Source organism: Flavobacterium sp. (genome assembly GCF_027531705.1).
In the GTDB taxonomy this organism is placed as follows: Bacteria; Bacteroidota; Bacteroidia; order Flavobacteriales; family Flavobacteriaceae; genus Flavobacterium.
Window position 1 is genome coordinate 106903 of record NZ_JAPZSP010000004.1, and the last position, 19016, is coordinate 125918.

The following is a 19016-nucleotide window of genomic DNA, read 5'->3' on the forward strand; positions in this document are numbered from 1 at the left end:
TTTTTATTTGTGTTGGTAATTATTTGAATTATAAAATCGGTTTACTCTTGACCTTTTTTCTTGTTCTGTTTTTTCACAATTACAGATTCTATTTCCTGAAAGTGTGTAATAGTAATATCCACTTACAACTATTAAACTTATTAGTAGTGCAAATTTATTTTCTAATATATATGTTAATGCCTTTTTCATTCTTCTTTTGAATAAGGTGAATAATCACTATCATTCCATCTTCGTTGCTCAAAACTATTTTTAATAAAAAATAAAATTATGACTATTATTAAAAAAACAACAAAAGCTGAAACGAAATTCCAATTGTCACTTTTATCCCAATAAACATCAATTTTAAATCTTGAATTTGAAACATCATTCGTGTCTTTACTAGGAACAAAAGTAATTTTATATTTTCCAGAACTTACACCACAAATATTAAACTCATCAGTCGTATCTCCTTCTGTCCAGTTTTCTCCTCCTTCATATCCGTGATAATATTCAATATCTTTAGAAAAATAAGACGATTCACCTGTGGTTTGATTTACCAATGAAAAATCAGTTGCAACCCAAGAATTATCAACGTCTGAATTAATAAAAATTTTTAAAGGAGCAATCGGACCTTTTAATTCAAAAACATCTGTTGAAATTTCTTTGTTATTATTATCAAGCAAATTTATTTCATTAGAATATACTAACTGATTTTTAGAACTATTACTAAAATACAAATGAGAAATTAAAATAAAAACACAGGCACTACAAAACACAATAATTGTGTTGTTTAAATTGAAATAAAAAGGTTGAACCATTCCAACTTGAGATTTAGTAGGAACAGATTTAATATTAAAAATACTTTTAATCTCTTTTGATGAAATGTGCTTTCCTAAAAAAGAGGTTTGTTTTCCGTCTTCGATTTCTATTGAAAGTAAACTTGGTGGGCAAATGAAATCAGCATATTCTATATTTTCATCTTTATCAATTTGATATTCAAAAAAACCTGCACCTGAAAAATCAATATACTTACCTCGATCGTAAAGTTTATAATCGATGTCTTCATAATAAATTTCTCTTACAAACTTATCAGTACTCTTCAATTCAATTCCCTCAGAAACAGTCCAATTACCATTTTCTTCAGTAAAATATTTTTTAGAATTATTATCAGAAATCAATTCATATTCTAACCAAGAATCATTTGATAAATCTTTCTTTAAAATAACATTTGAAACACAATATTTTTGATTTTCAAAATCAACGATTGTACCTATTGGAATTACATAATTAAATGAAGATTTATTTGAACTTTTTAATTTTAAATTACCATTTTCATTCTTATGAAGTGAAAAGCAATTTACACAAATATAGTAGTGATATGAAACTTCATATTGCACATTTAAAACATGATTACAGCTCAAACAACTTACTTCCATCTATCTGAATATTTCGTGCTTTGAAATTATTTCTCCTTCAAAAAATTCAACAAATTTTTCTACTATTTCTCTAACCGTTTCTGTATTATCTTTAAAATAATTACACAAATATACATCAAGAGTTAATTGCATAAACTCTGGCCAAGTATGAATACAAATATGAGATTCTTTTAAACAAATTGCAATTGTATAACTTTTATTGTCAAAATCATGAACTGAAATCCCAACTTTTTCTAGCTGAAATTCTTCTAAAATTTTCTCAGAAAACTCAATAAAAACCTCACTATTTGTTAGTTTATCAACATGAAAAACTTTTAACGTTATGAGTTTATGCAATCCATTTAAACTAGATTTTTGAATCATCTATAGATATTTTTGTAAATTAACAACTAATGTTGATTTTACGCAAGTAATTTTGTTTTGTTACAAAAAAAGCGAAAATTTCTTTTCGCTTCTATTATTGTTCTGGTGCAATTTCGAGTTCTAATCCGTCGATGGCTTCTGTAATTGGAATTTGGCAACCCAATCTTGAATTTTCTTTTACATGATAAGCTTCCCAAAGCATGGCTTCTTCGTCGGGATTTCTTTCTAATGAAATAACATCATTTAAAACGTAGCATTGACATGATGCACACATTGCCATTCCGCCACAGACACCAACGGTTCCTTCTTCGGCTAATTCATAAGCACGAATTAGTTCCATGATGTTCATGTTCATGTCGGTTGGAGCTTGAACTTCGTGTCGTTCTCCGTTTCTATCGGTTATGTATACTGTTACGTCTTGTGGCATTAGTCAATCGATTTTACAACTGCTTTTTCAGCTTCTTTTCTAGTTCCGTCGAATCCGTCAACTCCAGAAACTGTTGTATATTTTAAAACATATCGTTTTCCTGGATTAATTCTTTGGTAAACACTTTGGCACATTAAAGTTGCTTCGTGGAAACCACACAAAATTAATTTTAATTTTCCTGGATAAATATTTACATCTCCAATAGCATAAATTCCATCGATGTTGGTTTGGTAATCTAAAGCGTTGTTTACTTTAATGGCGTTTTTTTCTATTTCTAATCCCCAATTTGCGATCGCTCCAAGTTTTGGAGTTAATCCGAAAAGTGGAATAAAATAATCGGTTTCAAAAACTTGTTGAACGCCTTCGTTTTCTAAAACAATACTTTCAACATGGTCTTTTCCGTTAATAGCTACAACTTCTGCTGGAGTAATCAAGTTGATTTTTCCAAGTTTTTTCAATTCTTGTACTTTTTCAACTGAATCTAAAGCACCACGGAATTCGTTTCTTCTATGTACCAAAGTAACTTCTGAAGCCACGTTTGAAAGGAAAATACTCCAATCTAAAGCAGAATCGCCACCACCTGCAATTACAATTCGTTTATCACGGAATAATTCTGGATCTTTTACAAAATATTCTACTCCTTTTTCTTCGTAGAAAGTAATATTTTCTAATTGTGGTTTTCTTGGTTCGAAAGTTCCTAAGCCACCTGCAATAGCCACCGCTTTGGCGTGATGTTTTGTTCCTTTATTAGTAGTAACTATAAAAGTTCCGTCTTCTAATTTATCTATAGTTTCAGCGGTTTCAGCCAAGGTAAATCCTGGTTGAAATTGTTTGATTTGTTCCATTAAATTGGTCACTAAATCACCTGCTAAAACTTCAGGATACCCTGGAATGTCAAAAATTGGTTTTTTAGGATATAACTCTGCCAATTGTCCTCCTGGTTGTGGAAGAGCATCAATTATATGACATTTTAATTGTAAAAGTCCTGCTTCAAAAACGGCAAAAAGTCCAGTTGGACCTGCTCCTATAATAAGTATATCTGTTTCAATCATTTTGAAAGTTTATGAGTTTAAAAGTTTATGAGTTTAGAAGTTTAGAAGTTTAAAGATGCAAAAATCCAAAACATAAATTATTAAACATATGATATTTGTCAGTTACATGATGCGTTAGGGATTGCAGTGGAAATCCTTTTATTTTTTCTTTAAAAATAAAAGATTGCAACGGAAAGCCCGACCTGAAAGGGAACGCCCAAATAAAATTATGCAATATTTTCTACAGTCTCAATTTGAGGAGCATACTTTTTGATGGTAGTTTCAACTCCAGCTTTTAAAGTCATTTGATTTACGCTACAACCAATACAAGCACCTTCAAAACGTACCTTCACGTGTTTTTCCTCATCAATAGAAACCAATTTAATATCACCACCATCTGAATTCAAAAAAGGTCTGATTTCTTCTAATGCTTTTTCGATATTGAATGTTAATTCTTCGTGTGTCATTTTTTTTAGTTTTCAGTTTTCAGTTTTCAGTCGCAGTAATCAGTCTTATATATTAACTGCTCACTGTGACTGCTTACTGAACACTATTTTTTAACAGCAGAACATCCTGCCATTGTTGTTATTTTGATTGCTTCGGTTGGAGCAAGATTTTCGTTTCTATTCACTACTTCTTGAACCACGTTTCTAGCGATTTCTTCGTATATTTTTTCTAATGGAGATGCCGTTTGCAATGCTGCTGGACGTCCATAATCTCCTGCTTCGCGGATGCTTTGCACCAATGGAACTTCGCCTAAAAATGGAATATTCAAATCTTCCGCAAGGTTTTTTGCGCCTTCTTTTCCGAAGATGTAATATTTGTTATTTGGCAATTCTTCTGGTGTGAAATAAGCCATGTTTTCGATAATACCTAAAACTGGAACATTGATGGCGTCACTTTGGAACATTGCAACACCTTTTCGAGCATCGGCTAAAGCTACATTTTGAGGCGTACTTACCACAACCGCACCTGTAATAGGCAATGCTTGCATAATTGACAAGTGAATATCTCCTGTTCCTGGCGGTAAATCGATTAACATGAAGTCTAATTGTCCCCAATCGGCATCAAAAATCATTTGGTTTAATGCTTTAGCAGCCATTGGTCCACGCCAAATAACGGCTTGACTTGGTGAAGTAAAAAATCCGATGGAAAGTAATTTGATTTCATAACTTTCGATTGGTTTCATTTTAGATTTCCCGTCAATTTCAACAGAAATTGGTTTTTCGTTTTCTACATCGAACATTATTGGCATACTTGGTCCGTAAATATCGGCATCAAGAACACCAACACTGAATCCCATTTTAGCTAAAGTTACGGCTAAATTTGCAGTAGTTGTAGATTTTCCAACACCACCTTTTCCAGAAGCTACGGCAATAATATTACTAATTCCTGGAATTGATTTTCCTTTTATTTCGTTTGGATTTTCTTTAGCTTCGACTTTGATATTTACTTTCACAACAGCATCAGGAGAGAATTGTTCGTGAATTAGTTTTTTAATATCGTCTTCAGCTCTTTTTTTGATGTGCATTGCTGGAGTTGAAATCAACAAATCAACAACAACCTCATCGCCAAAAGTGATTACATTTTGAACCGCACCACTTTCGACCATGTTTTTTCCTTCGCCAGCAATAGTTATTGTTTCTAATGCTTTTAGGATTTCTTTTCTATCTAACTTCATCTTCTTGTTTAAAAGTTTATGAGTTTAAAAGTTTAAAAGTTGGCTAACTTTTTATTTAAACTGAATATGAATTGCAAAGATAGTAAGAAGTTTAAAAGTATGATAGCAACAAGCTTTAAAGTTTTGTTATAATGAGATAGTTGATTTCTATATGGTTTTTGGAATTAATTGTGAATTTTGGAAAAATTAGGGAATAATTGAAATTCAATTTTCTAAAAGACATTAATAAATAAGTTTCTAAAAAATGATTTGTTCCTTGTTTGGAAGTCAAACTTTCAAGTATTTTTTGTGTATTTTTAATTATTAGAATGAGTAAAAATATGATTTACAAATCAACAAAAAAGAGCAACTTAAATAGTTAAGTTGCTCTTCTGTAACAAAATAAAAAAATTGAGGTTAATACTGTAAAAACAAATTAAAATTAATATCAATATTATCATTAACTTCTATTAAGCCAAATATTTTTTTGGGACATTTTAAATTGAAATCTTTGATATTTAATCTTAATGTTCCTTTTACGTTACTATTTTTTTCATTAAAAGCCATTGGAATTACATATTCTTTTGATTTTCCTGCAATTTCAATATTTAATTTAGTCATAAGGTAATTGTTGTTTATGTCTAGTTCCTTCAATTCAATATTTATATTATCATAATCATCAGCTTTCAAAATTGTTTTGAAATCTTTAGTAATCATTTTATTTTTACAATCAAAACCTTTGCTTTTTATGGCGATTTTTGCATTACTTAAAGTGATTTTAGTTTCGTTATTTTTAAAAGTTGTAACTAAAATTTCATCTTCAAGATAATTAGAATTGTATTTACATTGGAAGGAATTTACATTAGATTTTCCATTAATAGTCACTTCACTTTTAGGTGAAATTTTCACTTTTGTTTTGTTTATGATAGTGAAACCAAAACAAAGAAAAATTAAAACTAATATTGTAATTCTATATGCTTTCATGACTTTTTAAAAAGAGAAAAGCTTAAACGCTTTTCTCTTTTTTGTTTTTTAAGATTATTAGAAAGTTATTACTGCTTCAAACATTAGACCATCGAATTTTCCACCGTATAAATCATTTAAGCTATTTCCACTAAATTCTGAATAATCATTGTATTTTTGAGTAGTGTAACCAAGTTTTGCTAAAATGTTTTTAGTCATAAACCAACCTAAAGAAGATTCAAATCTGTCAACACTAACTTCTTTTGCATCAGCATTGGCTAATTTTCCAGAAACTGTATTATATCTTGCTCCAATGTAGAATTTGTCATTTGTTCCAAATCTATACACTACATCACCTGCAAATTGATTTACTTTTCTAGTTTCATCTACACCTTTTTTGTCTCCACCACTAGCTAATTCAATTGTTCCAAAAAATTCTAATCCTTTAAATTTCACAAATGGATTAACCATTACAGTTGTAAACCAGTTACCAAAACCAGGATTAAATCTACCTGTAGTTTGATTGGCAGCTAAATCAGTAGTAGCATTATTAGTAACAGAAGTTGTACCATAAGTATAGGCTGCATGAGACATAACATAGTAGTAACGGCTACCTGCTCTTTCAGAACTCCATGGATTACCACTCATATTTGCACTGTGAGCAAATGAACCTGTTATTCTAAGTCTTAAATCATCACTTAATTGTTTGTCAAATCCTAATTTCGCTAGTATTGTAGGTGAAATTGTTGTGTTTTGATCTGGTGTAGCAGCAGTTGTAGCAGCTGGAACAAATTCAGTGACATTTTGATTTAATTTACCATTTGTCATTCCAAACATACTTACAAAACCTCCTCTATTATAGTATAATTCTGCTCCCATTTCTGTTGTAAATGAATCCATAATATTACTTTCAATAAAAGGATTTACTATAGCATTACCATTGTCAGATCTTCTAAAGTGCGCATCACCATAATTGTTTTCCATTTGTCCGATTTTGATTGTTGCATATTTCATAAAACCAGCTAAGAAATCTTTTTTAATAAAATCTAATTTGTCTATTTGTAAGTAACCACCTTTTACCCAAGTTTCATTATGGTGTCTTGCAGCCAAATATAAATCTAAGTTAACTCTAACACCATCATATAATTGAGCACCAATTGTCATATTTGCTGTAGGCAAGTTAAATTGATTTTCAAGATTATTAAGTCTATAATTTGTAATTGCTGTTCCGTTTGAAGCTGCATAAGAACCTTCTTGATGATCATTAAAAGAATTCATAGCTTGAAATTGTAAAGCAAATGCTCCACCTAGGTCTACACTAATTCCTTTAAATTCTACACTGTCTTTTTTAACATCAAATTGATTGATTGCATCTTGATTTCTTGGGATTAAGTTTTGCATATTTCCAAAACTAACCTGTTGAGCCTGAATTAACCCTGATACCATCAGGGCTAAAGCTATTACTGAATTTTTGAAATTTGTTCTCATTTTTATTGATTTATTGATTTTAATTATAAGTTACTTTGAAATTTACTACCACATCCTTACCTGTTCTTATTGTTCCCAAAAGAGCTTTTGGTGGTTTTACACCATAAACAGTCATGTCAATTTTTTGTTTTCCAGAAAAAACTACTTTTTCTCCAGCTACTTTTATTGTGAATGATTGGTTTATTAATTTTGTTGCTCCAGCAACTGTTAAATTACCTTGAGTTTCTACTGAGAAATTTCCATCTGAAACTTTAGTTATTTTAATCACTTTAGTCAACTTAAAGACTATAGATTTATGAACTTTTCCGTTCAATGCTTTAATTGTATTAGCATCCATACCATCATGTGTGCTTTTTAACTGATCGACATCAACGCTAAAATCCAAACTTTTTATTTCTTTTAGTGTATTTGCATCGATAACTAAATTTGCCTTTCCGTACATTTTTTTTGCATCAATTGTCCAATCATGAAGATTAGATGTTCCATCGACTGTTAGTTTGCTTTCTGCAGAAACAACTTTTGCCTCTTGTGCTACTAAAGAAAATATGTTTGAAAAAAATAGAAGTATAATTAGTGCTTTTTTGTAATTGTTTTTACTAGTGTTCATCGCAATTGTTTTTAAATTATAGGACAAATTTGCAATGAAAACTAAATACGTATTATGACTTTTGTCACATTTGTTACAAAAAGAAAGTTAGATATTTATTAAACAACAACTAAATCGATATAGTTGTATCAATATTTTGTGCACTATTTATATTTTCATTAAACCATTTTTAGTATAGTAAGAAAAAGCCTGCTTAAAAATTATTTTGAATACGATTACATTAAAAAAAACCTCTAGAAAGAGGCGAAGTAATTTAAAAGAAAAACTGATTAAAAAAGAAAATGGAAAAATTATTCAATCTTTTGAAAGGAGAAAACTTGGTGTGATTTTATAGATTTTTGAAGAATTAGGAACTAATTACAAATCCATCATTGGTTGCCAAAAGTGCTTTTCAAAATCTACAATTTGATTATCAACCACTTCTATTCCTTCGTTTTCGAGTAATTGCTGCATTAAATTGGTTCCGTCAAAATGATGTTTACCTGAAAGTAGTCCTTTTCGGTTCACAACTCTGTGTGCTGGAATATCATCCATATTGTGAGATGCATTCATTGCCCAGCCAACCATTCTTGCAGAACGAGCTGTTCCTAAAGCTTTGGCAATGGCTCCATAAGAAGTTACTCTTCCTTCGGGAATTTGACGTGCTATGGCATAAACGCGTTCAAAGAAATTTTCTTCCATCAAAAATAATATTTCACCACATTGATAAGGGTTAACAATGCGCCTATTCCGGTGATGATTCCCAATATTTTATTCATATTTTGCATAAAATATTCGGTTTTTGATTTCATCTTAGTAAAGAAAACAACATAAAGATAGAATACCGAAAATGAACCCAAAACAACGCCTGAAACCAAACTATAAATAGAAACGGTTTCAAAAGTAAAAATATTAAACGATGCTAACGTAACGCTAACAAAGACATAATAAGGAATAGGAAAAATATTTATCGCCGAAATCAACATTCCCAAAAAAAAACGACTTCGTTTACTTTTTAGTTGAATAGAATCGTCACTTTTAAGCTTTGGTTTTTTGGCAAAAAATAAAAAATAAATGGAAAGTCCAGAGAAAATCACCAATCCGATTTCTCGTAACAAAACCACAATTTCTTGATGGCTATTTATATACTGTGCAAAAAGAACCGAAATATATGTTTGAAAGAAAACAACAATCGAAGCTCCTAAAACAAAAATCATGGCACGTTTTCGTCCATCGGTCAAATCGACTTTAGCAGCTGTCATATTAATTAATCCAGGCGGAAGAACTCCAATTACTGCAGCAATAAAACCAGATAAAAGCGGAAGGATTACATTCATTGTATATTGTAAAAATGTATTTTGTATATTGTAAAAACTGGATAAATACATTATACAATTTTACAGTTTACATTATACAATTCAAAAACTATTTTATTTTAAAACGAATATACGTAATTGCTTTGTTAATTTCCAAATATTGTTTTTCGTAAAAGGTTTGTATTTCAGTAACTTCTGCTGGCGAACCTTCATTTTTATAAACATTATGGTTAGCATACAAAACTTCGTGACCTTCGCCATGCAATAATCCTAAGGTATAACCGTGCATAAACTCGCTATCAGTTTTTAGATTTACAACGCCATCTGGTTTCAAAATTCTTTTGTATAATTTCAAAAATTCTGAATTGGTCATTCTGTGTTTGGTTCGCTTATATTTTATTTGCGGATCGGGAAATGTTATCCATATTTCGGAAACTTCTCCATCGTCAAAAACATGATTGATTAGTTCAATTTGGGTTCTAACAAAAGCAACATTGTGCATTCCGTCATCGACAGCCGTTTTTGCTCCGCGCCAAAATCTTGCTCCTTTTATGTCAATTCCGACAAAGTTTTTGGTTGGATATCGTTCTGCCAAACCTACCGAATATTCACCTTTTCCACAACCAAGCTCAATTATTATTGGATTGTCATTTTTGAAAAAATCACTATTCCATTTTCCTCTTAACGGAAATTCATTCCCTACAACTTCTTCTCTTGTTGGTTGAAAAACATTGTTGAATGTTTCGTTTTCCTTAAATCTCTTTAACTTATTTTTACTTCCCACTATTGATTTCTATTTTTCTGATGGCAAAATTAAGCAAATAATGTGCAACACTAATAAAGTTTTCATAATGTTTAAGTAACCTTAACAATACAGCTATTCACTTCTTTTGCAGAAACTATTTATTTTGAAAAAAAGAAAAGTTGAAGTTGTTGTTATTTCCGATGTTCATTTGGGAACTTTTGGTTGTCATGCTAAAGAATTACTACAGTATTTAGCAACTATAAAACCGAAACTTTTAATTCTAAATGGCGATATAATAGACATTTGGCAATTCAGGAAATCCTATTTTCCGCAAAGTCATCTTAAAGTTATTAAGAAAATAATTTCGCTGAGTTCAAAAGGTACAAAAGTGTATTACTTGACAGGAAATCACGACGAATTTTTGAGAAAATTTACCGATTTACATTTAGGAAATCTGAGTTTACTCAACAAATTGGTGCTCGATTTGGATGGGAAAAAAGCATGGATTTTTCATGGTGATGTTTTTGATGCTTCGATAAATCACGCAAAATGGTTGGCAAAATTGGGCGGTTGGGGTTATGATTTTCTAATTTTAACCAATCGATTTCTTAATTGGATTTTGGCTCGAATGAATAAAGAACCGTATTCACTTTCAAAAAAAATTAAGGATAATGTGAAATCGGCAGTGAAATTTATAACTAAATTTGAAAATGTTTGCACCGATTTAGCAATAGAAAACAAGTATGATTATGTAATTTGCGGTCACATTCACGAACCAAAAATGGAAGTAGTTGAAAACGAAAATGGCAAAACAACTTATTTGAATTCGGGCGATTGGATAGAAAATCTAACAGCTCTAGAATACAATAATAAGAAATGGAAACTTTACAAACATGCTAAAAATGATGTAGATGTTGAAGAAGAACAATTTGAATACGAAAACCAACTTGCTGAACAATTTATAACTATCATAAAAAAATAATTTTCCGATGAACAAAAATATTCTTGTTGCACCTTTAAACTGGGGACTTGGTCACGCTACACGTTGTATTCCTATTATTAAAGAGTTGGAAAATCAGGGTTTCAACCCAATTATTGCTTCTGATGGAGTTTCTTTGGATTTACTTAAAAAGGAATTTCCGCATTTAAAAACGTTAGAATTGCCTTCCTATCAAATAGAATATGCCAAAAAAGGTGAGAATTTTAAATGGAAATTGATAAAAAACAGTCCAAAAACAATTAATGCCATTTTATCTGAAAAAAAATTAGTCAAAGAATTAATCAAAGAACATGAAATAACAGGAATTATATCAGACAATAGATTGGGCGTTCGTTCTAAAAAAGTTCCTTCGGTTTTTATTACACATCAATTAACGGTTTTATCTGGAAAAACAACGTGGATTTCAAGCAAATTGCATCAATTTTTTATATCAAAATTTAATGAATGTTGGGTTCCAGATGCAGAAGACAAGCCAAATCTTACTGGAAAGCTAGGCCATTTGAAAGATTCCGATTTAGAAGTAAAATATATTGGCGTTTTAAGTCGATTAGAGAAAAAAGAACTGCCAATAAAGTACGATTTAATGGTAATCCTTTCTGGACCAGAACCACAAAGAACTTTTCTTGAAGAAAAACTGATTGAAGAATTGAAAAATTACGACGAAAAAGTCGTTTTCATAAAAGGAAAAATTGAACCTGAACAAAAAAAGGAAGAAATTGATAATGTTACTTTCTACAATTTCATGCAAACTGAAGAATTAGAAAAAACGTTTAACGAAAGTAATTTTGTGCTTTGCCGCTCTGGTTATACAACCGTTATGGATTTGGCAAAACTAGAGAAAAAAGCGTTTTTTATTCCAACACCTGGACAGTTTGAACAAGAATTTTTAGCCAAAAAATACAAGCGTGAAGGCATTCTTCCTATGGCGAAACAAGATGATTTTAAGATTACTGATTTAGATGCGATTTGGCTTTATCAAGGTTTACCTAAGTTTAATTCAAACGTTGATTGGAAAAAACTATTCCTTCTTTTCGAGAGTGAATGAGAATTCTGAACCTTTTCCAAATTCGCTTTCTATGTAGATTTTTTCGTTATGTCCTTCAATAATATGTTTTACTATTGAAAGTCCTAAGCCTGATCCGCCTTCGCTACGCGCGCCACTTTTATCAACTCTAAAGAAGCGTTCAAAAAGCCTTGGAATATGATGTTTTTCAATACCTTCGCCGTTGTCGCGAATTCGAACAATAATTTTATTTTTTACTAAATCTTCAATAGAAACTTCGGTTGTGCCGTTTTCTTTTCCATATTTTATTGAATTCATAACAAGATTAGTAAGTACTTGCTGAATTTTTTCTTGATCAGCTTTTACATATATAGATTTGTTATATTTTCTATCAAACATTAAAATGATATTCTTTTTATCGGCACTCATTTCGAGCAAGTCGAATACATTTTGAATCAATTCAACTATATTAAATTCAGAAAAATCAAGATTCAAATCGCCCATTTCTAATTTAGAAATCATATCTAAATCTTCCACAATATAGATTAATCGTTCAACACCTTTTTCGGCTCTTTCAAGATATTTTTTACGCAAATCTTTATCCTTCATGGCGCCATCAAGTAAGGTAGAAAGATAACCTTGCACCGTAAATAGTGGTGTTTTTAGCTCATGAGATATATTTCCAAGAAATTCTCTACGGTATTCTTCACGCACTTTTAGGTTTTCTATTTCAAGTTTTTTATCGGTGGCGAATTTCTTAACTTCTTTGGTCAAAGTTGCCATATCAGTAGTAATAGATTGGCTTCGCAAAGTAGTTGAATCAAGCAAAGAAACATCGTCATAAATCTTTTTTACACGGCGATAAATAAAATGTTCCACACGATATTGAAGAACAAAAAAAGAAAAAATCGCAATTGAAACTGCAAATGCCAAACAAAATTGCCAAGAAAAAGTAGCAAACAAAAGCAACAACCCGGCCACTAAACCAGTAGAAAAAAGTGTAATATACAAAGTCGATATTACAGCAAATCTATATGACTTTTTGAAATTTAAAGACATTTTTTGCAAAGTTTTCAGTTATTCACAGCTATCAGCAATTCTTTTAAATACAAATATACTGTTTTCAAAATTTACTTTATTTTCAGAATGAAATCTGAAATTTAGAAAATTAAACTTCAAACTTATAACCAACACCTTTAATGGTTTTGAATAAATCTTCGCCAATTTTTTCACGAAGTTTTCTTATGTGAACATCAATTGTTCTCCCGCCAACAATTACTTCGTTGCCCCAAACTTTATCGAGAATTTCTTCTCTTTTAAAAACTTTTCCAGGCTTAGAAGCAAGTAAATGAAACAATTCAAATTCTTTTCGCGGAAGCACAATTTCTCGGCCTTCCATAACTATTTTATATTCTTCACGATTAATTTCGATTCCGCCAACATTAAGATTTTCGGGAGAAACTGTTTCGCTTTTTAGTCTTCTTAAAAGTGCTTTTACCTTGCTTACCAATAATTTTGGCTTGATTGGTTTGGCAATGTAATCATCGGCACCAGCATCAAAACCAGCAACTTGCGAGTAATCTTCGCTTCGAGCCGTTAGAAACGTTATGATAACATTGCTCAATTCTGGAATTTTTCTAATGTTTTCACAAGCTTCCATTCCGTCCATTTCGGGCATCATGACATCCATAATAATTAGTTGTGGATGTTCTTTTTTGGCAACGGCAATTGCTTCTTTTCCGTTGGTTGCCGTAACAATTTTATAACCTTCTTGAGACAAGTTATAGCCTACAATTTCTAGGATATCTTGCTCATCATCAACTAGTAAAATCTTTATGTCTTTTTTCTTCATGATGCAAAAAATTGATTGTTTTGCGATTGTAAATATACATCTTTATCATATAATAAACATTCTTCGACCTTGACTTAACAGTAATTTAATATGTTAACGTTTAGATAATAACTACTTAAAAAATAAATTTTTTTATATATTTGGCACAATACTTGAATAACAATTGTTATATTTGCAATAACCAAATGTACTCATGACAAAAAATTACTTATATATAGTTTTGCTTTTTTGCTTCTTATCTTCAGCATCAATGCTAGGACAAGAAGGAAAAACTGCGTCAAGAGACAACATTGAGGGATTGACTTTTTATCCAAATCCTGTAAGCAATGGCAAGATATATATTTCGTCAAAATCGGGTGCAGATAAAGACATTACCATTTTTGATGTTTTAGGAAAAAAAGTACTTCAAGCTACACTTAACAATGCTAAAGAGCTAAACATTGCTAGCATTTCTCCAGGTGTTTACATCATCAAATTTCGCGAAGGCGAAGCTACTGAAACTAGAAAGTTGATAGTGAAATAATTGTATTTTGCTTATTTCTTTGAATAGTTAATAATTTTTTCACATTCATTTATAATTTCATTACAAAATACTTAGTATCTTTGTACTCTAAACGTTTAAAAAATTAAGAAATGAAAAAACTTTACTCTTTATTAGCATTAGTTGCTTTTTCAGCTTCAGTAAATGCACAAAATTTAGTTAATAACCCAACTTTTGACGATGGTCTTAACGGTTGGACAGCTGGGTTTACTACAACTTACACTTTACCAACATTAGTAGCTGGTGATGGTAGCGACGGTGCAAATTCAGTTCAATACATCCCAACTGCAACAAATGGTTTTTATCAAGAAATACCTATTACAGCTGGTGCACCATTAAATATTTCATTCTGGTACAAAGCAACAGGTGATGGAACTGATGCTAGAATTTGGAGTAATTACAAGGATGCAGCTGGAACTATCATTTATCAAAATGGGCAATCTTCAGCAGTTGGAGATCCATTAAGAACAGATAATAGCTATTTACCAACATCTGATGTTTGGGTTCAACACAATATTTCAGTAACTACTCCAGCTAATGTTACTGTTTTTGCCTTAGCAGTTAGAGCATATAATGGTGGAACAGTAAGTTTTGATCAATTTTCAGTTACTCAAACACCTCTTTCAGTAAGTCAAAATGCAATCGCTGGTTTAGATATTTATCCAAACCCTGTTACTAATGGTGTTTTAAACATCAATACTACAGCTAACGATGCTAAAAATGTAATGATTTATGATGTATTAGGGAAACAAGTAGTAAACACTACTATTTCTGGAAACACTGTAAACGTAGCAAACCTTAAAAATGGTGTTTACATTGTAAAAATTACTGAAAACGGTAAAACAGCTACAAGAAAATTGGTTATTAGATAATTAAATTTCTTTTACATAACTAAAGCCCTTTCCAATTGGTAAAGGGCTTTTTTATTTTAGTACTTTTGCAAAAAATAACTTATCTTTGATTTACTTTTAATCCTATTTTTATATACTATGAAAATAATTCAAGTTGAAATAAATAACGAAAGTGCCTTTGCCCTTCTAAAAGAATTAGAAGAACTTAAAGTATTGAGAATTGTCAAAGAAAATGTTTTAGAAAAAAAAGCTAAAATTTCTGAAAAATACAGAAATGTTTTTTCTAAAGAAGATGCAAAAGATTTTGATATTCATTCACAAACAATGAGAAGCAACTAGTATAAATCAAAATAATTATGACTACAATCACTTTAAAAATTAACGAACGCTCTAAAGCTGGCAAAGCTTTTATGACGATGACTAACTTTTTTATTGAATCAAAGTCAGTCAAAATAATTGAAAGTTCTTCAACTAAAAATACTGTTTATCAAGAATTTGAAGAAGCACTAAAAGAAGTTAAACAAATAGAAGAAGGAAAAATAAAACCAAAATCACTAAAAGAATTTTTGGATGAGCAATAATGTAATTCCTCTTTCAAGTTTTATAAAAAACTATAAGCGATTTATAAAAAAGTTTCCAAATTTAAAACACGAACTTGAAATTCTTGAGGAAGAACTAATGAAAAACCCAGAAACGGGCGAAAGTTTAGGACACAATCTTTATAAAATTAGATTAGCTAGTAAAGATAAAAATTCAGGTAAAAGTGGCGGTTTTAGAATTATAAGTTATTTAATAGTAAAAACCGAAAACGAAACCAATGTCTATTTATTAAAAATTTACGACAAGTCCGAAGATCAAACCATAAAAACCTCAATTTTGATAAAACTTGTAAAATCAATTTTTGGTTAACTCTTTTTCTAATTCAATTATAACAACAACTAATTGATTTCTCCACAAGACATTTTCACCATCGCCAATCAAAAGCAATTTGAAAAAACAGCTTTGAAAGTTTTTCGTTTTCAATACGAGAATAACTCCGTGTACCGTGATTTTTGTGATTTTCTTAAAGTTGAAAAAAGCAGTGTTAAGTCATTGCAACAAATTCCTTTTTTACCAATACAGTTTTTCAAAAGTCACGAGGTTGTTTCTTCAACCAATCCTGTTCAAGAAACATTTACTAGTAGCGGTACAACTGGAATGATAACCAGCAAACACTTAGTTACAGATGTTAAACTATACGAGCATAGTTATCGAAACGCTTTTTCCGAATTTTATGGAAATATTGAAGATTATGCGGTTTTGGCTTTGCTTCCATCCTATTTAGAAAGAAAAGGTTCGTCGCTCATTTATATGGTGAATGATTTAATTCAGCTTTCAAATAACACAAATAGCGATTTTTATTTGCATAATTACGACGAGTTAACTTCTAAATTAATCGAACTAGATTCTGAAGGTCAAAATGTGTTGCTAATTGGTGTGACTTATGCTTTGTTAGATTTAATAGAAAAGCAAAATTTTCAATTGCAAAACACCATTGTAATGGAAACCGGCGGCATGAAAGGTAAACGAAAAGAAATTATCCGAGAAGAATTACACGAAATTTTGTGCAAAGGTTTTGGCGTTTCAAACATTCATTCAGAATATGGAATGACCGAATTATTATCGCAAGCATACTCACTTGGTAACGGAATTTTTGAGTGTCCTAACTGGATGCAAATTTTAATTCGTGACACAGAAGACGCTCTATCCTATGTTTCAACAGGAAAAACAGGCGGTATTAATATAATCGATTTGGCTAATATCAATTCATGTTCGTTTATTGCTACGCAAGATTTGGGAAAAAAATATCCCAACAATTCGTTTGAAGTATTGGGACGTTTTGATAATTCTGATATTCGTGGTTGTAACTTGATGGTTATTTAGTTACTCATAAATGTCTTTTCGATGACCTAAGTCTATAACATCTATTAACAATATTTCGTCAAAAATCTCATAAATAATTCTGTAATTTCCAACTCTTATTCTATAACCGGATCTTCCTTTTAACTTCTTACAACCTTGAGGTCTTGGGTTTTCTGCTAAGCCTTCAATTGCTTCAATAATTGGCGTAATAATAGCATCAGACATTTTGTCTAATTTCTTTTTAGACTTCTTATTAAAATTGATTTTATAAAGAGGCATCTTTTTTTGACTTTCTTAATTTCATGAAGTCTTCCAAAGATATCCTATAACCATCATCATTTTTCTTAGCTTCATCATACAATTTTATATCGTGCAAATCTTCTAATTGCTCAATCATTTTATTGTATTTCTTTATTGGCAATACAACTGCAGTTTTATTACCTTTTTCGTCGGTTAAAAATTGTGTTTCCATAATTATGAATAATTTACCAAGTAAAGTTATGAAATTATTTAACTCTAATCACAAAATAATTTTTCTTACCACTTTGCAACAAAACAAACTGGTTATTGATTAAGTCGTTTGATGTCAAGTTAAATTCCTCTGTAACTTTAGCTTTATTTACCGAAATCGAATTGGCACTCAAAGCGCGTCTTGCTTCACCATTTGACTTCATAAAACCTGTTTTTTCATTCAAAACAGTTACAATATCTATTCCAGCCTCAATATCTGCTCTCGAAATTTCTGCTTGAGGAACACCATCAAAAACTTCCAAAAAAGTCGCTTCATCTAAGTTTTTCAAATCATCAGCCGTTGCATTTCCAAACAAAATTGCCGAAGCCTGAATTGCTTTGTCTAATTCATCTTTTCCGTGTACAAACGTTGTAACTTCTTCAGCTAATTTTCTTTGCAACACTCTCAAATGCTGCGCTTCATGATGTTCTGCTATCAAAGAATCGATCGTGTTTTTATCTAAAAAGGTGAAAATCTTGATGTATTTTTCTGCATCAACATCGGTTGTGTTCAACCAAAATTGGTAAAATTTATAAACCGAAGTTTTATCTGCTGTTAACCAAACATTTCCGCCTTCCGATTTTCCAAATTTAGAACCATCTGCTTTGGTAATCAACGGACAAGTCATTGCAAATGCTTTTGCACCTTCGCCATTCATTCTTCTAACCAATTCTGTTCCAGTAGTTATATTTCCCCATTGGTCGCTTCCACCCATTTGTAACAAGCAATTATGCGTTTTATACAAATGATGAAAATCATAACCTTGAATCAATTGATAAGTAAACTCCGTAAAACTCATTCCTTCGCCTTCTCCAGCCAAACGTTTTTTTACCGAATCTTTTGCCATCATGTAGTTCACTGTAATACGTTTACCAACATCGCGGGCAAAATTTATAAACGAAAAATCCTTCATCCAATCGTAGTTATTTACCAAAATAGGAGCATTCGCAGCAGTCGAATTAAAATCTAAAAAGCGAGACAACACCGCTTTTATTCCAGCCACATTTTTATCTAAAGTCGCTTCGTCTAATAAATTTCTTTCATCGCTTTTTCCCGATGGATCACCAATCATTCCCGTGGCACCACCAACCAAAGCAATCGGTTTGTGTCCAAATTTTTCTAAATGAACCAACAAAATAATCGGCACCAAACTTCCTATATGCAACGAATCGCTCGTTGGGTCAAACCCAATATACGTGGTAGTCATTTCTTTAGTCAGTTGTTCTTCGGTGCCAGGCATAATATCATGCACCAATCCGCGCCATTGTAATTCTTCTACTAAATTATTCATCTCACTAAGATTATATTTATTTAAGTTGTTCGATGCAATTGCCTTCGGCTTCATGCCATCGTAAAACTATA

General features: G+C 31.0%; 26 protein-coding genes. 8 read left to right on the plus strand and 18 right to left on the minus strand.

Annotated features, from left to right (window positions below; all coding sequences use genetic code 11):
- Positions 1–3 precede the first annotated feature (3 nt).
- The 13 genes from O9267_RS01125 to trmB all read right to left on the minus strand — a co-directional run bounded on the left by O9267_RS01125 (position 4) and on the right by trmB (position 10033).
- Complete coding sequence (locus O9267_RS01125) at positions 4–189, minus strand: hypothetical protein (RefSeq protein WP_298175303.1); 186 nt, start codon at positions 187–189, stop codon at positions 4–6.
- Positions 186–1415 (minus strand): DUF4178 domain-containing protein, encoded by a 1230-nt coding sequence (locus O9267_RS01130; protein WP_298175304.1) that lies wholly within the window; start codon positions 1413–1415, stop codon positions 186–188. Before O9267_RS01130 ends, O9267_RS01125 begins: the two co-directional genes overlap by 4 nt.
- On the minus strand, positions 1416–1778 hold the full coding sequence (locus tag O9267_RS01135) for an S-adenosylmethionine decarboxylase (RefSeq protein ID WP_298175305.1): 363 nt from the start codon (positions 1776–1778) through the stop codon (positions 1416–1418).
- 94 nt (positions 1779–1872) lie between these two features.
- Complete coding sequence (locus tag O9267_RS01140) at positions 1873–2205, minus strand: 2Fe-2S iron-sulfur cluster-binding protein (protein WP_298175306.1); 333 nt, start codon at positions 2203–2205, stop codon at positions 1873–1875.
- A complete protein-coding gene (locus O9267_RS01145) occupies positions 2205–3257 on the minus strand; it encodes an NAD(P)/FAD-dependent oxidoreductase (protein ID WP_298175307.1) in 1053 nt (350 codons plus the stop codon). The genes O9267_RS01140 and O9267_RS01145 overlap by 1 nt, the downstream gene beginning before the upstream one ends.
- 206 nt (positions 3258–3463) lie before the next feature.
- Positions 3464–3703: a NifU family protein gene (locus O9267_RS01150; protein WP_298175308.1), complete on the minus strand. Its 240-nt coding sequence runs from the start codon at positions 3701–3703 to the stop codon at positions 3464–3466.
- 83 nt (positions 3704–3786) lie between these two features.
- A complete protein-coding gene (locus O9267_RS01155) occupies positions 3787–4917 on the minus strand; it encodes an Mrp/NBP35 family ATP-binding protein (RefSeq protein WP_298175309.1) in 1131 nt (376 codons plus the stop codon).
- 396 nt (positions 4918–5313) lie between these two features.
- Positions 5314–5805 carry a YceI family protein gene (locus tag O9267_RS01160; protein ID WP_298175310.1) on the minus strand — a complete coding sequence of 164 codons (492 nt, stop codon included), beginning with the start codon at positions 5803–5805 and terminating at the stop codon, positions 5314–5316.
- Positions 5806–5937: 132 nt separating this feature from the next.
- Positions 5938–7347 (minus strand): hypothetical protein, encoded by a 1410-nt coding sequence (locus O9267_RS01165; protein WP_298175311.1) that lies wholly within the window; start codon positions 7345–7347, stop codon positions 5938–5940.
- Between the two features lie 19 nt (positions 7348–7366).
- Entirely contained in the window at positions 7367–7954 is a 588-nt protein-coding gene (locus tag O9267_RS01170; protein WP_298175312.1) for a YceI family protein, read from the minus strand.
- A 357-nt stretch (positions 7955–8311) separates the two neighbouring features.
- A complete protein-coding gene (locus tag O9267_RS01175; RefSeq protein WP_298175313.1) occupies positions 8312–8638 on the minus strand; it encodes an MGMT family protein in 327 nt (108 codons plus the stop codon).
- Positions 8635–9270, minus strand: a complete 636-nt coding sequence (locus tag O9267_RS01180) for a LysE family transporter (RefSeq protein WP_298175314.1) — start codon at positions 9268–9270, stop codon at positions 8635–8637. Before O9267_RS01180 ends, O9267_RS01175 begins: the two co-directional genes overlap by 4 nt.
- Before the next feature lie 88 nt (positions 9271–9358).
- A complete protein-coding gene (trmB, locus tag O9267_RS01185) occupies positions 9359–10033 on the minus strand; it encodes a tRNA (guanosine(46)-N7)-methyltransferase TrmB (RefSeq protein ID WP_298175315.1) in 675 nt (224 codons plus the stop codon).
- A gap of 124 nt (positions 10034–10157) precedes the next feature.
- Between trmB and O9267_RS01190 the strand changes: the two genes are divergently transcribed.
- A complete protein-coding gene (locus tag O9267_RS01190) occupies positions 10158–10976 on the plus strand; it encodes a UDP-2,3-diacylglucosamine diphosphatase (protein ID WP_298175316.1) in 819 nt (272 codons plus the stop codon).
- A 7-nt stretch (positions 10977–10983) separates the two neighbouring features.
- Positions 10984–12039, plus strand: coding sequence for a glycosyltransferase (locus tag O9267_RS01195; protein WP_298175317.1), 1056 nt, complete (start codon positions 10984–10986; stop codon positions 12037–12039).
- Here the strand turns inward: O9267_RS01195 and O9267_RS01200 are convergent.
- Positions 12013–13056, minus strand: coding sequence for an ATP-binding protein (locus O9267_RS01200; RefSeq protein WP_298175318.1), 1044 nt, complete (start codon positions 13054–13056; stop codon positions 12013–12015). The genes O9267_RS01195 and O9267_RS01200 overlap by 27 nt on opposite strands.
- Before the next feature lie 109 nt (positions 13057–13165).
- Positions 13166–13849, minus strand: coding sequence for a response regulator transcription factor (locus tag O9267_RS01205; protein WP_298175319.1), 684 nt, complete (start codon positions 13847–13849; stop codon positions 13166–13168).
- Positions 13850–14042: 193 nt separating this feature from the next.
- Between O9267_RS01205 and O9267_RS01210 the strand changes: the two genes are divergently transcribed.
- The 6 genes from O9267_RS01210 to O9267_RS01235 all read left to right on the plus strand — a co-directional run bounded on the left by O9267_RS01210 (position 14043) and on the right by O9267_RS01235 (position 17164).
- Positions 14043–14372, plus strand: a complete 330-nt coding sequence (locus O9267_RS01210; protein WP_298175320.1) for a T9SS type A sorting domain-containing protein — start codon at positions 14043–14045, stop codon at positions 14370–14372.
- 110 nt (positions 14373–14482) lie between these two features.
- Complete coding sequence (locus O9267_RS01215; RefSeq protein ID WP_298175321.1) at positions 14483–15262, plus strand: T9SS type A sorting domain-containing protein; 780 nt, start codon at positions 14483–14485, stop codon at positions 15260–15262.
- Between the two features lie 117 nt (positions 15263–15379).
- On the plus strand, positions 15380–15580 hold the full coding sequence (locus O9267_RS01220) for a hypothetical protein (RefSeq protein ID WP_298175322.1): 201 nt from the start codon (positions 15380–15382) through the stop codon (positions 15578–15580).
- 17 nt (positions 15581–15597) lie between these two features.
- Positions 15598–15822 (plus strand): hypothetical protein, encoded by a 225-nt coding sequence (locus O9267_RS01225; protein WP_298175323.1) that lies wholly within the window; start codon positions 15598–15600, stop codon positions 15820–15822.
- Complete coding sequence (locus O9267_RS01230) at positions 15812–16150, plus strand: hypothetical protein (protein ID WP_298175324.1); 339 nt, start codon at positions 15812–15814, stop codon at positions 16148–16150. The genes O9267_RS01225 and O9267_RS01230 overlap by 11 nt, the downstream gene beginning before the upstream one ends.
- 33 nt (positions 16151–16183) lie before the next feature.
- A complete protein-coding gene (locus O9267_RS01235; protein ID WP_298175325.1) occupies positions 16184–17164 on the plus strand; it encodes an acyl transferase in 981 nt (326 codons plus the stop codon).
- Here O9267_RS01235 and O9267_RS01240 read toward each other — a convergent pair whose 3' ends face one another.
- Genes O9267_RS01240 through tyrS form a run of 3 tightly spaced genes read right to left on the minus strand, consistent with a single transcriptional unit; the run spans position 17165 to position 18945 of the window.
- Positions 17165–17422, minus strand: coding sequence for a type II toxin-antitoxin system RelE/ParE family toxin (locus O9267_RS01240; protein ID WP_298175326.1), 258 nt, complete (start codon positions 17420–17422; stop codon positions 17165–17167). It abuts the gene before it with no gap.
- Positions 17409–17615, minus strand: a complete 207-nt coding sequence (locus O9267_RS01245) for a hypothetical protein (protein WP_298175327.1) — start codon at positions 17613–17615, stop codon at positions 17409–17411. The genes O9267_RS01240 and O9267_RS01245 overlap by 14 nt, the downstream gene beginning before the upstream one ends.
- Before the next feature lie 34 nt (positions 17616–17649).
- Positions 17650–18945, minus strand: a complete 1296-nt coding sequence (gene tyrS / locus O9267_RS01250) for a tyrosine--tRNA ligase (RefSeq protein ID WP_298175328.1) — start codon at positions 18943–18945, stop codon at positions 17650–17652.
- Positions 18946–19016 lie beyond the last annotated feature (71 nt).

What these genes read in the sequence shown, in the direction of transcription:
- O9267_RS01125 (WP_298175303.1), bottom strand. Translation starts at nt 189, where the DNA reads ATGAAAAAGGCATTAACATATATATTAGAAAATAAATTTGCACTACTA.
- O9267_RS01130 (WP_298175304.1), bottom strand. Translation starts at nt 1,415, where the DNA reads ATGGAAGTAAGTTGTTTGAGCTGTAATCATGTTTTAAATGTGCAATAT.
- O9267_RS01135 (WP_298175305.1), bottom strand. Translation starts at nt 1,778, where the DNA reads ATGATTCAAAAATCTAGTTTAAATGGATTGCATAAACTCATAACGTTA.
- O9267_RS01140 (WP_298175306.1), bottom strand. Translation starts at nt 2,205, where the DNA reads ATGCCACAAGACGTAACAGTATACATAACCGATAGAAACGGAGAACGA.
- O9267_RS01145 (WP_298175307.1), bottom strand. Translation starts at nt 3,257, where the DNA reads ATGATTGAAACAGATATACTTATTATAGGAGCAGGTCCAACTGGACTT.
- O9267_RS01150 (WP_298175308.1), bottom strand. Translation starts at nt 3,703, where the DNA reads ATGACACACGAAGAATTAACATTCAATATCGAAAAAGCATTAGAAGAA.
- O9267_RS01155 (WP_298175309.1), bottom strand. Translation starts at nt 4,917, where the DNA reads ATGAAGTTAGATAGAAAAGAAATCCTAAAAGCATTAGAAACAATAACT.
- O9267_RS01165 (WP_298175311.1), bottom strand. Translation starts at nt 7,347, where the DNA reads ATGAGAACAAATTTCAAAAATTCAGTAATAGCTTTAGCCCTGATGGTA.
- O9267_RS01170 (WP_298175312.1), bottom strand. Translation starts at nt 7,954, where the DNA reads ATGAACACTAGTAAAAACAATTACAAAAAAGCACTAATTATACTTCTA.
- O9267_RS01180 (WP_298175314.1), bottom strand. Translation starts at nt 9,270, where the DNA reads ATGAATGTAATCCTTCCGCTTTTATCTGGTTTTATTGCTGCAGTAATT.
- O9267_RS01195 (WP_298175317.1), top strand. Translation starts at nt 10,984, where the DNA reads ATGAACAAAAATATTCTTGTTGCACCTTTAAACTGGGGACTTGGTCAC.
- O9267_RS01200 (WP_298175318.1), bottom strand. Translation starts at nt 13,056, where the DNA reads ATGTCTTTAAATTTCAAAAAGTCATATAGATTTGCTGTAATATCGACT.
- O9267_RS01205 (WP_298175319.1), bottom strand. Translation starts at nt 13,849, where the DNA reads ATGAAGAAAAAAGACATAAAGATTTTACTAGTTGATGATGAGCAAGAT.
- O9267_RS01210 (WP_298175320.1), top strand. Translation starts at nt 14,043, where the DNA reads ATGACAAAAAATTACTTATATATAGTTTTGCTTTTTTGCTTCTTATCT.
- O9267_RS01215 (WP_298175321.1), top strand. Translation starts at nt 14,483, where the DNA reads ATGAAAAAACTTTACTCTTTATTAGCATTAGTTGCTTTTTCAGCTTCA.
- O9267_RS01220 (WP_298175322.1), top strand. Translation starts at nt 15,380, where the DNA reads ATGAAAATAATTCAAGTTGAAATAAATAACGAAAGTGCCTTTGCCCTT.
- O9267_RS01225 (WP_298175323.1), top strand. Translation starts at nt 15,598, where the DNA reads ATGACTACAATCACTTTAAAAATTAACGAACGCTCTAAAGCTGGCAAA.
- O9267_RS01230 (WP_298175324.1), top strand. Translation starts at nt 15,812, where the DNA reads ATGAGCAATAATGTAATTCCTCTTTCAAGTTTTATAAAAAACTATAAG.
- O9267_RS01240 (WP_298175326.1), bottom strand. Translation starts at nt 17,422, where the DNA reads ATGCCTCTTTATAAAATCAATTTTAATAAGAAGTCTAAAAAGAAATTA.
- O9267_RS01245 (WP_298175327.1), bottom strand. Translation starts at nt 17,615, where the DNA reads ATGGAAACACAATTTTTAACCGACGAAAAAGGTAATAAAACTGCAGTT.
- tyrS (WP_298175328.1), bottom strand. Translation starts at nt 18,945, where the DNA reads ATGAATAATTTAGTAGAAGAATTACAATGGCGCGGATTGGTGCATGAT.